Annotated in this window: 11 protein-coding genes; 6 read left to right on the top strand and 5 right to left on the bottom strand. The window is 74.6% G+C overall.

What is annotated here, in order from left to right; genetic code table 11:
- Window positions 1–138 precede the first annotated feature (138 nt).
- A complete protein-coding gene (locus ACIQCH_RS00180; RefSeq protein ID WP_402576233.1) occupies window positions 139–618 on the bottom strand; it encodes a ricin-type beta-trefoil lectin domain protein in 480 nt (159 codons plus the stop codon).
- Here ACIQCH_RS00180 and ACIQCH_RS00175 point away from each other — a divergent pair.
- Entirely contained in the window at window positions 617–781 is a 165-nt protein-coding gene (locus ACIQCH_RS00175; RefSeq protein ID WP_402576231.1) for a hypothetical protein, read from the top strand. The genes ACIQCH_RS00180 and ACIQCH_RS00175 overlap by 2 nt on opposite strands.
- Window positions 782–1,363: 582 nt before the next feature.
- Window positions 1,364–1,624 carry a hypothetical protein gene (locus tag ACIQCH_RS00170; RefSeq protein WP_402576229.1) on the top strand — a complete coding sequence of 87 codons (261 nt, stop codon included), beginning with the start codon at window positions 1,364–1,366 and terminating at the stop codon, window positions 1,622–1,624.
- A gap of 33 nt (window positions 1,625–1,657) precedes the next feature.
- Here ACIQCH_RS00170 and ACIQCH_RS00165 read toward each other — a convergent pair whose 3' ends face one another.
- Window positions 1,658–3,208, bottom strand: a complete 1,551-nt coding sequence (locus ACIQCH_RS00165; RefSeq protein ID WP_402576227.1) for an alpha/beta hydrolase — start codon at window positions 3,206–3,208, stop codon at window positions 1,658–1,660.
- 192 nt (window positions 3,209–3,400) lie between these two features.
- Between ACIQCH_RS00165 and ACIQCH_RS00160 the strand changes: the two genes are divergently transcribed.
- Window positions 3,401–4,645 carry an SUKH-4 family immunity protein gene (locus ACIQCH_RS00160; RefSeq protein WP_402576225.1) on the top strand — a complete coding sequence of 415 codons (1,245 nt, stop codon included), beginning with the start codon at window positions 3,401–3,403 and terminating at the stop codon, window positions 4,643–4,645.
- A 93-nt stretch (window positions 4,646–4,738) separates the two neighbouring features.
- On the opposite strand, the gene ACIQCH_RS00155 is transcribed toward ACIQCH_RS00160, so the two are convergent.
- Window positions 4,739–5,236: a MarR family winged helix-turn-helix transcriptional regulator gene (locus ACIQCH_RS00155; RefSeq protein ID WP_402576223.1), complete on the bottom strand. Its 498-nt coding sequence runs from the start codon at window positions 5,234–5,236 to the stop codon at window positions 4,739–4,741.
- 72 nt (window positions 5,237–5,308) lie between these two features.
- Between ACIQCH_RS00155 and ACIQCH_RS00150 the strand changes: the two genes are divergently transcribed.
- From ACIQCH_RS00150 to ACIQCH_RS00140, 3 genes are all read left to right on the top strand, one after another.
- The gene (locus ACIQCH_RS00150; protein WP_402576221.1) at window positions 5,309–7,402 is read left to right on the top strand and encodes an MMPL family transporter; all 2,094 of its coding nucleotides are present in this window, start codon (window positions 5,309–5,311) and stop codon (window positions 7,400–7,402) included.
- 135 nt (window positions 7,403–7,537) lie between these two features.
- On the top strand, window positions 7,538–8,374 hold the full coding sequence (locus tag ACIQCH_RS00145; protein ID WP_402576881.1) for a MerR family transcriptional regulator: 837 nt from the start codon (window positions 7,538–7,540) through the stop codon (window positions 8,372–8,374).
- Window positions 8,371–9,591: a glycosyltransferase gene (locus ACIQCH_RS00140; protein WP_402576219.1), complete on the top strand. Its 1,221-nt coding sequence runs from the start codon at window positions 8,371–8,373 to the stop codon at window positions 9,589–9,591. The genes ACIQCH_RS00145 and ACIQCH_RS00140 overlap by 4 nt, the downstream gene beginning before the upstream one ends.
- Window positions 9,592–9,628: 37 nt before the next feature.
- Here the strand turns inward: ACIQCH_RS00140 and ACIQCH_RS00135 are convergent, their stop codons facing one another.
- Both ACIQCH_RS00135 and ACIQCH_RS00130 read right to left on the bottom strand, forming a co-directional pair.
- Window positions 9,629–10,516: an oxygenase MpaB family protein gene (locus tag ACIQCH_RS00135; RefSeq protein ID WP_402576217.1), complete on the bottom strand. Its 888-nt coding sequence runs from the start codon at window positions 10,514–10,516 to the stop codon at window positions 9,629–9,631.
- Between the two features lie 155 nt (window positions 10,517–10,671).
- Window positions 10,672–12,273, bottom strand: coding sequence for an FAD-binding oxidoreductase (locus ACIQCH_RS00130; RefSeq protein WP_402576215.1), 1,602 nt, complete (start codon window positions 12,271–12,273; stop codon window positions 10,672–10,674).
- Window positions 12,274–12,978: the final 705 nt, after the last annotated feature.

Raw genomic sequence — 12,978 nt, 5'->3', positions numbered from 1 at the left:
CACGAGGACCACGAGGACCACGAGGACCATGGGGATCGCGGGGATCGCGGGGATCGCGGGGATCACAGGTGCCAGGACCCGATCCCCGACGGCCACGCCCGGGGAGGTGCGGGCCCGCCCCGGGCGCGGCCTCGAGGATCAGGCGTTGGCGAGGCTGATCTGGTCGTTGAAGACCACCCACTTCTGCCCCGGGTCGGCGGCGTCACACGGCTTCGTGGAGAGGTCCGGGGTCCCCCAGGCGTTGGCGAAGCAGTAGGCCGGGGCGAAGGTGAGGGAGATCTGCTGGCCCGACACGTTCCAGTACTGCCCCGGGTCGTTGGGGTTGCACGGCTTCGTCGAGACCTGCGCGGTGTTCCAGGTGTTGGCCAGGCAGTAGGCGCGCGCGTTGGTGAGGGAAATTTGGTTACCCGACACCGTCCAGTGCTGGCCCTGGTCCGCGGCGTCGCACGGCTTCGAGGAGATGTTCGGGGTCCCCCAGGCGTTGGCGAGGCAGTACCGGCCGGGGGTGCGTGCGGCCTGCTGGGCGGCGCTCGCCGCCCCCGCCGAACCGGCCGGCAGGAGGGAGGCCGCCAGCGCCAGCGCGGTGAGGGCGAGGGTCTTGCGGAGGGTGATTCCCATGACGCGGATTCCCATCTCGATGCAGGTCGGCGCGATTTACGCGCGACCAAATAACGGCGTTATCCGGCTCGAATCCGAGCACATGGAAATTGATACCAGCGATCACGCACCCATGAGTAAAATTGCACACTTCGTTCACCCGAAACAGCTAGTCGGCGGATGATCAGATGATCACGGACTTAGGAATTCACGCCACGCACGCATCGAATTAAGCAGTACGCCCCCGCCGAAAAATGGCCGGAAAGGGCGGCTCGCATATCGGGCTGGCCGTGCGCGTCGTGGCCGGCTCAGAGCCCGGCGACACACCGTCTGACCACACCCGATCCCCAGCTTCCGGACAAGCTCCGCTTGCGCGGAGGGGTCGAATCCCGCCCTCCGAAATCCCTCCCCCTCGCGCCGGGCACCCGTGAATTCCACGCGGACACCGCGGCGGCCGGACTCGGTATTCGACTTGCCGAAACGTTTTGGACGCATCACTTCGATATATCTCACACCCGCACCGGCAGGCGCGATATCGAGCCGAATGCATGCGCCCGGTGAACGCGTGCCGACGCTTCGGCCAACGTCACCGAAAACACGTGATCCGGTCCGCCGCGACGCGATGTCCGGAAACGGAGCGAGGGGACCTCGGCCGAATGACCGGCGCGAGACGGCAGCCACTTCCTCGCCGCGGACCGCACCCGCGAGGCGAACGGTCCGGGGCGGGCAGGGTGCCCACCGCACCCTCGACGTCGTTAGGCACCATGTGACTTGGCACCTGTTCCCTCCCGACCACAGCGCCTTCCTCCAGGCCCGCTGCGGCCTGTGTCTGCGCCCCGGCCCCGCCGCCGCCCTCGACGACTCCCTGGACGGCCTGTACGCGGCGGGGCGCGCCCATCTCGCCGAGGCCCACCCCGGCGCGCGCCTGGACGCGATCGAGGTGGTGGCCGGTCGCCCCGAGGGCGGGTGGGACGGAACCGAAGCGCCTCACGCGTGGATGAACAGGTGCTTCCCGTCCCTGTGGTGACCGCACCCGTGACGCCGGCCGCCGCCGCGGGGGCTACGCCCGGCAGGTCGGGTCGTGCACGGGTAGCCGACCCGTGCGCAGGTAGGCGTTGACGCGGCCGTCGACGCAGGCGTTGCCGTACTCGCCGTACAGGCCGTGCTGGCGGGCGCCGTCCACGGTGAGCAGCCGGGAGCTCGGCCACTGCACGCGCACGGCCCGGGCGCCGGCGTAGACGGTGCGGGGGTCGCCGGTGGCGGCGACGAGCAGGGCCGGCACGTCGTTGTCGAGCACCGTCGGCTCCTCCGAGGGCCGGCTCCAGAACTCGCAGGGGGTGATGTTGTTGGCCAGTGGGCCGGCGAGGGGGAACCGCTCGCGGGAGGCCTGGACCGCGCGCCAGTAGCTGCCGACGCCGCGCCGCTCGGCGACGTCGCCGCAGACGATCGCGGTCATCTGGCTGGCGGGGGCCGAGCCCGCCCGGGTCAGCAGGAACTCCAGCTGACCGGCGAGGGCTTCGGACGGCTCGACGGGCTTCCGGTCGGCTGCGGACGCCAGGAGGCGGACGGTCTCCGCGAGGTCGGCGCGCCGCCCGTCGAGGTCGCTGCCGAGGCCGCCGACGAGGACGGCGGGGAGGACGTGCTCGTCCAGCAGGTACGGCTTCCCCTTCCCGATCCGCAGCGGCTCGTGCGCGGCTGCGTCGAGGATGCGCGCCACCGTCCCGAGGACCTCGGCGCGCGTGCTGCCCAGCCCGTAGGTGCCGTGTCGTGCGGCGGCCCACGACGCCCAGGCGCGCAGGGCCGCCTCGTTGGCCGCCTGGGCGCTGCGCAGCAGGGTCTGCTGGTAGAGCCGCGGGGAGTTGACGCCGTCGAGCACCATGCGGTCGGTACGGCCGGGGAAGAGCTGCGTGTAGACCTCGCCGAGGTAGCTGCCGTAGGAGTAGCCGAGGTAGGACAGGGTGTCCGCGCCGAGGGCGGCGCGGATGACGTCCATGTCGCGGGCGGTGTTGCGGGTGGTGACGTACGGCAGCACGTCGCCGTGGGCGCGTGCGCACCGCCGGGCCAGGTCGCGGGCGACGGCGACCTCCCGGCGGTACGCCGCCCGGTCGGCGCCCGCGGAGCGCAGGGGAGCCGAGCCGAGGTCCCAGCCGCAGTCCAGCGGGGTGCTCCGGCCGACGAAGCGCGGGTCCATGCCGATCAGGTCGTAGCGATGGGCGACCTCCCCCATCACCTTCGACGTGGTCAGTGGCATGTGGCGGCTGGGCCCGGCCGGTCCCCCGTCGTTCAGCAGCAGCGGGCCGACGCGGTGGTCGGTGTCGGTGGCCTTCAGGCGGGACACGGCGACGGTGATCGTACGACCGCGGGGGGCGGCGTAGTCGAGCGGCACGGTGATGTCGGCGCAGTCGGCGCCGGCGGCGTCCAGCGCCCGGCCCAGCTCGTCGTCGGCGCCGACGGCACAGGCGTGCCAGTCGACGTGCTGGCCGTGGAAGCGCGCTAACGGATCCGGGGCGGCAGCGGCGGTCGTGGTGGTGATGCCGGCCGTGGCCGTCGTGGCGGCGGCGAGCAGCGCCACGCAGGCCACGAAGGCCTTGATGCGTCGGGAAGTTGGCATGCCCGCACCCTAGGAGCGGCGGACACCTCGCCACACTCCGGGAAATCCCCGAAACCGGGTGGGGTCGTCCCCTAAGCGGGACGATGCGGAGCTCCGGGTCCCGCGCCGCCGGCGCCCCCGCCGCCGACGGGGGGCGAGGTTCGAAGACGGGCTGCGAACGGGGCTGTCGGTGGGGGCTGGCAGCATGTCCGTATGACTCGCGACGATCTCGACACGCTGTTCGCCTCCCCCGCGGCCCTGCTCGCGGCCGGCCGGGACGGGTTGGGGGACCTGCCCGCCACCGGCGGCGGGGCGGGTCGCGAGGTCCATGCCCAGGCCGTCGCGATCCTCGGCGGAGTCGAGGTGCCGCGGGCGGAGTTCGCCTCGTGGCTGCACTTCGCCGCGAAGGTGCTGGGCCACGACGCCTACGCCGACCGGGTCGCCGAAGCCGAGCCGGGCATGCCGTGGCGGACCGTCTGGGCCTGGTGGCGGCCGCTCGGCGCCTACCGGGCCGAGCCGAACCTGAGCGGGGACGTCGACGTCGAGGTCCGGGAGGGGCCGGACGGGCGTGTCCTGCTGAGGCTGTGGTCCCAGTGGACCCAGGAGCGCTGGCTCGATCCGGCCACCGGCGAACGGCTTCCCGTGCCCGCCGACGGCGAGTTCACCGAGCGGCCGTACGACGCCCCCGTCGAGGGCCCGGTCCTCTTCGACCCGGACGAGGAGCACGGCCTCCACCAGCCCGAGACCTGGGAGGAGCCCGCTCCCCTCGGCGGCGGCCGCGTGATGTTCTTCGAGCCGCGCGGCGTCGTGGTCCTGGAGCGCAACGGCGCGGCGGACGACGGGCCGGCGGGCTCCGGCGCCGTCTCCTGGGGCGAGGGCGCCCCGTGGTTCGCGGGGCCGACGGCGGCCGAGGCACCCCTCGACGCGGCCCGCCTGGTGGCGGCGTTCGACGCGGACGGGACGGTGCTGCTGACGCAGGACCAGCTGCCCGCCGCGCTGGTGCACGAGCCCACTCGGGAGCTGGCGGTGACGGCGGGGCTGCCGACGTGGTTCGCCGCGGGTGTCGCCTCGTTCGGGCTGGCCTGGGCCGACGGGAAGGCGCACGGGCTGGAGCCGGACGGGAACGGCCTGCTGCACCTGGGCACCTTCGACCTCCGGCACGGCGACACCGGTCTGGTACTCGTCCACCCCGGGACGGGCGCGGTGTCGATGGTCCGCAACGGTACGGGGCCGTTCCCCTTCGCCCGGGACACCGAGACCTTCGTGCGTCTACTGGAGGCCGTGTACCGGTACATGGGTGCCTGCTGGGACCCGTACCCGGGTGAGGACGGCCGGGGGGACTTCCTGCGCGAGGTCGCCGCCCTCGAACCGCTGGCGGTGGACGAGGAGTCGCCCGCGGGCGACGTGTGGGGGCACCTGTTCGCGGCGATCCTCGAGCTCAGCCCGTGGGGCTTCTGACACCGGACACCCCACCTGGAGGACGTGACGGCCCGCCGCTACCGGCGGGCCGTTTCGGCTGTTCGGGGCCCTGTTCGGGGGCGGTCCGCGGGTTCAGCGGCCGATGAGGGACAGGTGCCGGTTCATCTCGGCCAGGAAGCGGACCACCACGCGCAGTTCGTCGTCGCTGAAGCCGGCGCGGGTGGCGTCCGTACCGTGGGCCAGGGGGCGGAAGTAGGCGCGGGCCACCTGGCGGGCCCGCTCCTCGTAGTGGAGGTGGACCACGCGGCGGTCGTCGGCCGCCCGGACGCGGCGGATGTGTCCGGTCCGCTCCAGCCGGTCCAGGCATGCCGTCATCGCGCCCGAGGTGAGGTTCATCTGCTTGCGCAGCCGGCCGGGCGTCATGCGGCCGTCGGCCTCGTCGTCGGCGGCGTCCAGTACGGCGATCAGTGCCTGTACGTCGGTGAGGTGGAGGCCCTGCTCGTGGGCGAAGTCCTGCGCGATCCGGTTGAACTCCGCGTTCATCCGGCGCAGCAGAACGGCGAAGGACTGCAACCCGATGGGGTCGTCGGCCGGAAGGGGAGATGTGGAGTCGTCGATCGTCGCAGGCATGGCTTCAGCATAAGATGTCTCGATGATTGAGATTCTTTACTGTCGAGCTATCTCCTGCTTCGAGGATCCTGAGTGAGAAGAACACCGCGTTGGGCCTTCTGGACCGTGCCGCTCGTGCTGCTGCTCGTCTGGCTGGGGGTGGGCACGACCCTCGGCCCGTACGCCGGCCGGCTGGGCGAGGTGGCGACGAACGACCAGGCCGCGTTCCTGCCGCGCAGCGCCGAGTCGACGCGGGTCCTGGAGGCCCGGAAGGCCTTCGAGGCCTCACCGTCCGTCCCGGCCGTCCTGGTGTGGACGGCGCACGGGGACCGGGTCGGCGGCTCGCGGCGGGAGGCTGCCGGGCGGGCCCTCGCGGGCCTCGCCGGCCGGCCCGGGACCGTCGGGACGCCCTCCCCGCCCGTCGTCTCGCGCGACGGTCTGGCGATCCAGGCCGTCGTACCCCTCGCGCCCGACCTGGGCGAGGAACTCCCGGCCGTACTGGACGAGGTGCGGCGGGCGGCCGGGCGGGTGCCCGGCACGGTCGTGCAGATCGCCGGTCCGGCCGCGGCCCGGGCCGATCTCGCCGACGCGTTCGGCGGCATCGACGGGCTGCTGCTCGGCGTCGCGCTCGGGGCGGTGCTCCTCATCCTGCTGCTGGTGTACCGGAGCGTGCTGCTCCCCCTGGTGATCATCGTCAGTGCCGTCCTGGCCCTCGCCCTCGCCTGCGCGGTGGTCTACGCGCTGGCGGACCGGGGCGCGGTCCGCGTGGACGGCCAGGTGCAGGGGATCCTGTCGATCCTGGTGATCGGCGCCGCCACCGACTACGCCCTGCTCCTCGCCGCGCGGTTCCGGGAGGAGCTCGCGGTGCGGGGCGACCGAGCGGGCGCGGCGGTGGCCGCGGTGCGCCGGTCCGCGGGAGCCGTCACCGCCAGCGCGGCCACGGTGGCCCTCGGCCTGCTGGCCCTGCTGGCGAGCGACCTCACCAACAACCGGGCGCTCGGGCCGGTCGGCGCGATCGGGATCGGCTGTGCCGTGCTGAGCACGCTGACGTTCCTGCCGGCCGTGCTGGTGCTGCTCGGGCGCGCGGCCTACTGGCCGGCCACGCCCGGCCCGGCCGCCTCCACCGCCGACGGCCACGCGGTGTGGCGCCGCGTCGCCGGCCTGATCGACCGGGCACCGCGGCGGGTGTGGGCCTCGACGGCCCTGCTGCTCGCGGTCCTGGCCGCGTTCTCCCCCGCCCTGTCGTCCAAGGGCGTCCCGCTCGACGAGATCTTCGTCAACGACGCCCCCTCGGTCGGCGCCCAGCAGACCCTGGCCCGGCACTTTCCCGGCGGCTCGGGCAACCCGGCCGTCATCATCACCGACGCCGGCCGGGCCGCTCGGGTACGGGCGGCCGCCGAGGCCACGGAGGGCGTCGCCGCGGTCACCGCCGTCACGGCGGCCGGCCGGCCGGGGACCGGCGACCCCCTCGTGGTGGACGGCCGGGTGCGCCTGGACGCCACGCTCGACGCGGCGGCCGACAGCGACGCCGCGAAGGCGACCGTCCAGCGGCTGCGGGAACGCCTCCACGCGGTCCCGGGAGCCGACGCCCTGGTCGGCGGGTACACGGCCCAGCAGTACGACACCCAGCAGACGGCGGGGCGCGACCGCACCCTCATCGTGCCGGTCGTCCTCGGCATCATCCTGCTGATCCTGCTCGCACTGCTCCGGTCCGTGCTGGTGCCGGTCCTGCTGGTGGCGACGGTCGCGCTGAACTTCCTGGCGACGCTCGGGGTGTCCGCGCTGGTCTTCGAGCACCTGCTGGGCTTCGGCGGCACCGACGCGTCGGTGCCGCTGTACGGGTTCGTGTTCCTCGTGGCACTGGGCGTGGACTACAACATCTTCCTGATGTCGCGGGTGCGCGAGGAATCCCTGGTCCACGGCACCCGCGAGGGCGTGCTGCGGGGACTGGTCACGACCGGAGGGGTGATCACCTCCGCCGGGGTGGTGCTCGCGGCGACGTTCGCCGCGCTGATGGTGATCCCGTTGGCGTTCCTCGTGCAGATCGCGTTCATCGTCGCGTTCGGCGTCCTGATGGACACGCTCGTCGTGCGGTCGCTGCTGGTACCGGCGCTGGTCGTCGACATCGGCCCGCGCGCCTGGTGGCCCAGCGCCCTCGCCCGGTCCGCACCGTCGACTCGGTCCTGATGCGGGCGGCCGCCGCTCGTAGGGAACCGAGCAGCGGTGGCCACGCAACGGCTCCCGGCGGGCGGCACCCGCCCGCCGGGTTGACCCTCCCCTTACGTCAGGCTCGAGGCTGTGAGCGAACGAAAGGGCAGGTCCATGGGCTACACCGTCGGTCAGGTCGCGGCTTTCGCCGGGGTGACCGTGCGCACGCTTCACCACTACGACCGGACCGGGCTCCTCTCGCCCGGCGACCGCAGCCGGGCCGGGTACCGCCGCTACGACGACGCCGACCTCGCACGGCTCCAGCAGATCCTCTTCTACCGCGAACTGGGCTTCGCCCTCGACGAGATCGCCGAGATACTGGCCGACCCCCAGGCGAACGCGCTGGAGCACCTGAAGGCCCGGCAGCGGCGGCTGGCCGAGGAGATCGCCCGGCTGCAGCGGCTGGCCGAGGTGGCCGAGCGGGCCGTCGAGGTCCAGCGGACCGGGGTGTCCCTGACGCCCGAGGAACGGTTCGAGGTCTTCGGCGAGATCGTCTTCGACCTCAGCTACGCCACCGAGGCGCACCTGAAGTGGCAGGACTCCGAGGGGCACCGGCAGGCGACGGCCCGGGCCGCGGCCCACACCAAGGAGGACTGGCGGCGGCTGATGGGCGAGGCGGCCGCCTGGCGGGCGGAGCTGCTCGCCGCCTTCGACGACGGCGAACCGGCCGACGGCGAACGGGCGATGGACGTCGCCGAGGCGCACCGGCTGCACGTGACCCGCTGGTTCGCACCGTGCCCGCCCGACATGCACCGGCGCATCGCCGCCGACTTCGCCACCGACCCGCGCGCGTTCGCCCTCGTGGTGCCGCCCTCGCAGCAGCGTCCGGGGCTGGCCGCCTACCTGCACGAGGCGGTCCACGCGAACGCGTCGCGCCGCGGCGGTGTCCAACCCAGCCCTGCCCGGCCCTCTGCCCGCACCCAACGCATCACACGTGAGGAAGACCGATGAGGATCCTGATCGCCACGGCGGGCTCGCGCGGTGACGTCGCTCCCTACACCGGGCTGGGCGTCGCACTCCGCCGTGCCGGGCACGAGGTGGCGCTGGCCGCCACGGAGGGCTTCGCGCCCCTGGCCGCCGAGGCCGGGCTGGAGTTCCGACCGCTGCCGGCGGACCACCGGGGACACGGGGGTGCCCGGTCCCAGCGCGAACTGCTGCGGGCCGCCGCCTCGTTCGTCACCGAACTGGGCGAGGGGTTCGCCGACGCGGTGGACGGGGGCACCGACCTGCTCCTGCTGTCGGCCACCACCGCACCGCTCGGCTGGCACGTCGCGGAGGCCACCGGGACGCCGAGCCTCGGCGTGTACCTCCAACCCACCGCCCCGACGGGCGACTTCCCGCCGACCGTGACGGGGACGCGGTCGCTGGGCCGGTTCGGCAACCGCGCGGCCGGGCGGTTCGCCCTCCGCATGGCCGACCGGGTCTTCGAGCCGGCGGTGGCACGGCTGCGGGCCCGCCTGGAGCTGCCGGCGCTGACCGCGACACGCATGCGCCGGCACCGGGACGAGTCCGGGTGGCCCGTCCTGCACGGCTTCAGTACGGCACTGGTGCCGCGGCCGTCCGACTGGGCGGCCGGACTGTCGGTGACCGGTCCCTGGTGGCCGTACGTGGGTGCGGACCGGCGGCTGCCCGCGGAGCTGGAGGACTTCCTGACGGCCGGGCCGCCGCCGGTGCTCGTCGGCTTCGGGAGCATGGCCGCCGGAGAGGGTGAGCGCCTCAGCGGGATCGCCGTGCGCGCACTGCGGCGGGCGGGGCTGCGCGGCATCCTGCAGTCGGGCAGCGCCGGCCTCGCCGCCGACGGGCGCGACGGGCACGACGTCATGACCGTCGGCGATGTCCCGCACGCCCTGCTGTTCCCGCGGCTGGCCGCCGTCGTCCACCACGCCGGGGCCGGCACCACGGCGGCGGCGCTGCGCGCCGGGGTGCCGTCGGTCGCCGTGCCCGTGGCCGCTGACCAGCCCTTCTGGGCCGGGCGGCTCGCCGCGCTGGGCGCTGCCCCGGCCCCGATCCCGTTCCGCTCGCTGACCGCCGAGGGGCTCGGGGACGCGCTGGCGCGGGTGGTGCGGGAGCCGTCGTACGCGACGGCCGCCGCGGTCGCGGCGCGCCACATGGCGGCGGAGGACGGGGCGGGCGCCGTCGTGGCGGCCGTACGCCGGCTGGCCGGGTGACGGCCGCGGGCGGGGCACCGGGGACCGGCGGTCCCGGTCAGCGGGCGCCCGGTGGCGGCGGGTGCATCGCCCAGCGGATGGTGCCGGTGACCGCCGCACCGGCGGGCCGTACGCACCACCGCTCGGTCCGCGGCAGCAGCGGCAGGCCCAGCGGCGCCCTCGCCCAGGGCGGCAGCAGGGCCACCGCGGCCGCCGCCAGCAGCGCGTAGGGCGGCCGCGCGGGCCACGGCAGCGGCGGGTGGAGCAGGAGGAAACGGGCCGCCGCACGGGCCTCCTCGGTACCGCGGAGTTCCGGCCGGAAGGCCTCGATGCGCTCCACCAGCTCGGCGACCGTGCCGGGCGGGTCGGCCACGCCCAGGGCGCGGGCGACGCGGGCGGCACCGGCGACGTAGGCGTCGCGTTCGGCCGCGTCCAGGTGCCGGGCGCCGTAGCGCCGGTAGGCGCGCAGGAAGCTGTCGACCTCGGCGACGTGCACCCATTCGAGGAGGTGCGGGTCGCCGGCCCGGTACGGCTCCCCGTCCGGGGTGCGGCCGCGGACGCGCTCGTGGACCGCCCGCACCCGGTCCACCGCCCGTTGGGCGTCGGTGGCGGTGCCGTACGTGGTGAAGGCGAGGAAGGTGCTGGTGCGCTGGAGGCGACCCCAGGGGTCCCCCCGGTACCCCGAGTGGGCCGCGACCGCCGCCATGGCCCGCGGGTGCAGGGACTGCAGCAGCAGGGCGCTCAGGCCGCCGACGAACATCGAGGCGTCCCCGTGCACGCGGCGGATCGGCTCGTCGGGGGCGAACCACCGCGGGCCCGGGGCACCGTGGATCCTGGCCCGGTTCTCCCGGCCGGACGGGCCGGCGACGCGCTGGAACAGGGCGTCGCCGAGGCGGTCGCGGGCCCGCGGCGACACCAGCCGGTTCAGCGCCTCCGACCGGTCCACCGTTCAAGTGTCACGCCGGACGGCCCGCTCCGTAAACCGCGTCGCCGGCGCGCGGCGGGGTCGTGTCACCGGGCGGTGCGCCGTACGACGGGCCGGGCCGGGCGGCGACCTTCACGCCGCCCGGCCGTCCCGGGTCCCGCCACGCCTCCGGCGGCTCACAGGGCCTGCGGGAAGTCGAAGAGCCGGTCCGGGTCGTAACGCTTCTTCAGCCTGGTCAGCCGGTCGGCGGCCGGGCCGTAGTACGCGGCGCGCCAGTCCTTCAGGGACGCGTCCGCGTAGTTCTGGTACGCCGCGCCCGAGGCGTAGCGCCGCATCGCCGTGTGCGCGCCGTCCAGCCAGGCCGTCTGCACGCTGCCGGAGCCGCCGGCGGGCCAGGATCCGGTGTACTGCGCCAGGAAGCGCGAGCGCCGGTGTACGAAGGCGGTGGCCTGCGGGGAGACGCGGTTGACGGCCCCGCCCAGCGCGGTGAGCGCGACGGAGACGGCTCCGCCGCCGCCGGTCCGGCGCCCGTAGCGTTCGACCTGGTCGAGCAGCGCCCTGATGCCGGCGGGACTCAGCGAGCGGTCGAAGAAGTCCGAGCGCGCCGCGTACGTCTCCCGCTGGAGGAGGCCGGTGGGCTGCCGTCCCGGGGTCTTGCCGGGCAGGTGGCACTGGGTGGTGGACTTCGTCGCGCAGCCCGCGTACATCCGCATGGTGTCGAGGTAGCCGCGCCGCCGCAGGGTGACGGAGGAGGCGGGGCCGGGGCCGCCGGCGCGGTCGGCCAGGCGGTCGACGGCGTTCTGCAGCCCGCCGTACGTGCCGAGCGAGAAGCAGGCGACGGAGACGGTGGGGGTGCGGCCGGGGGCGGCGGACAGGTGCAGCGCCGACCAGATCTCGTCGGGCTGGGTGGGGCCCCACTCCTGCCAGGCGCGCAGGACGGCGGCGGCCTTCGACCAGGGCCAGGTCAGGTAGGCGGTGACGCCGTCGGCGGCCTTGTGGGTGCGGAAGCGCAGTTCGGTGACGACGCCGAAGTTGCCGTTGCCGGCGCCGCGCAGCGCCCAGAACAGGTCGGCCTCCCGGTCCTTGGACACGTCGAGGGTCCTGCCGTCGGCGGTGACGATGCGGGCGCCGGTGAGGCTGTCGCAGGTGAGGCCGTAGGCGCGGGAGACCACGCCGTGGCCGCCGCCGAGGGTCAGGCCGGAGACTCCGACCGTGGGGCAGGAACCGCCGGGGACGGTGACGCCGTGCGCGCCGAGCTGGGTGTAGACGTCGATGAGTTTGGCGCCGGCGCCGATGACGGCGCTGCCGGAGGCGGTGCGTACGGACTTCAGCGCGGAGACGTCGACGACCAGGCGCCCGGTGCCGCTGGACCAACCGGTGTAGGAGTGCCCGCCGTTGCGTATGGCGACGGGGGTGTGGTGCTTGCGTGCGAAGGCCAGGCACTCGGCGATGTCCGCGGTGTTGGCTATGTAGGCGACGGCGGCGGGGCGCTGTCCGTCGAAGCGGGTGTTGTACAGCTGGCGGGCGGTCGTGTAGTCGGCGTCGCCGGGGCGTACGAGGCCGCCCTGGAGGCCCCTGCCCAGCGCGGACCAGTCCGCGGCGCCCGGCGGGCCCGGGTGGGCGCCGGACCGGGCGGAGGTGGTGCCCGGGAGTGCCTGCCGGCCGGTGGCGGAGCCGCGGCCGGGGGCGGCGTTGCCCTCGCCGTTGCCCCAGCCGACCGTCCAGGCGGCGGCCGCCGCGAAGCCGGTGCCCGCTGCGAGCATGGTGCGCCTGTTCATGGCGGCCTCCGATCGTGGTGCTGTGCTCATGACCAAACAGAGGGCGTACGGGGGTTGGCGGTTCCGCGCGATCCCCTGTCGGGCCGTCAGACGGGCCCCTAGTGTTCCGGCCATGGAATGGACAGCACTCGTGGCCACGCTCGTCGGCGCGGTCATCGGCGTGGGCACCACCCTCACCACGGACCGCGTACGGTGGCGGAGGGACACGGTGGAACGTGACCGGGAGACCTTACGCACCGTCTCCGCCGCGTTCCTGGAGGCCCTGACCGCCGCTCGCGACGCCATAAGCGACGCCAGCCGCAGGGAGGGTCTCCCCGCCGACGAGCGGGCCCAGCTCGCCCGCGCGAGCATCTCGGCTCACGCCGTGCACGCGAAGCAGTACCAGCTCGAGCTGTTGGCCAGCCCTGAGATCGGCCGGATGGCGAAGGACACCACCTACCACCTGCTCCTGTACCAGGACGCGGTCATGGCCGGCCACACGCGGGACGATCCCGCGTGCGCCCAGGCGCGCCGGGCCTTCCGGGAAAGGCGCGAGGGGCTGATGGGGGGCCCTGCGGTCCTCGCTGACGCGGCCGTGAGGGTGAGTGGGGCGTCTCCGGGGGAACGGGCCGTCCGGCGTCGGCGTGGCCCGCTTGACCCGCCGGGACCCGGAGCCGCAGAGTCGGGATGCGGCGCCGCGCGGGCGACCGCACCCCTGCTCGTCGG

This window comes from Streptomyces sp. NPDC093225 (assembly GCF_044753805.1).
Taxonomy (GTDB): domain Bacteria; phylum Actinomycetota; class Actinomycetes; order Streptomycetales; family Streptomycetaceae; genus Streptomyces.
Note: the sequence above shows the minus strand (reverse complement) of the source record. Positions and strands in the feature narration are given on the sequence as shown.

Excerpts from the sequence above, each read along its gene's own strand:
- ACIQCH_RS00155 (WP_402576223.1), bottom strand. The coding sequence starts at position 5,236 with ATGCCTGCGACGATCGACGACTCCACATCTCCCCTTCCGGCCGACGAC.
- ACIQCH_RS00160 (WP_402576225.1), top strand. The coding sequence starts at position 3,401 with ATGACTCGCGACGATCTCGACACGCTGTTCGCCTCCCCCGCGGCCCTG.
- ACIQCH_RS00140 (WP_402576219.1), top strand. The coding sequence starts at position 8,371 with ATGAGGATCCTGATCGCCACGGCGGGCTCGCGCGGTGACGTCGCTCCC.
- ACIQCH_RS00130 (WP_402576215.1), bottom strand. The coding sequence starts at position 12,273 with ATGAACAGGCGCACCATGCTCGCAGCGGGCACCGGCTTCGCGGCGGCC.
- ACIQCH_RS00175 (WP_402576231.1), top strand. The coding sequence starts at position 617 with ATGACGCGGATTCCCATCTCGATGCAGGTCGGCGCGATTTACGCGCGA.
- ACIQCH_RS00165 (WP_402576227.1), bottom strand. The coding sequence starts at position 3,208 with ATGCCAACTTCCCGACGCATCAAGGCCTTCGTGGCCTGCGTGGCGCTG.
- ACIQCH_RS00145 (WP_402576881.1), top strand. The coding sequence starts at position 7,538 with ATGGGCTACACCGTCGGTCAGGTCGCGGCTTTCGCCGGGGTGACCGTG.
- ACIQCH_RS00180 (WP_402576233.1), bottom strand. The coding sequence starts at position 618 with ATGGGAATCACCCTCCGCAAGACCCTCGCCCTCACCGCGCTGGCGCTG.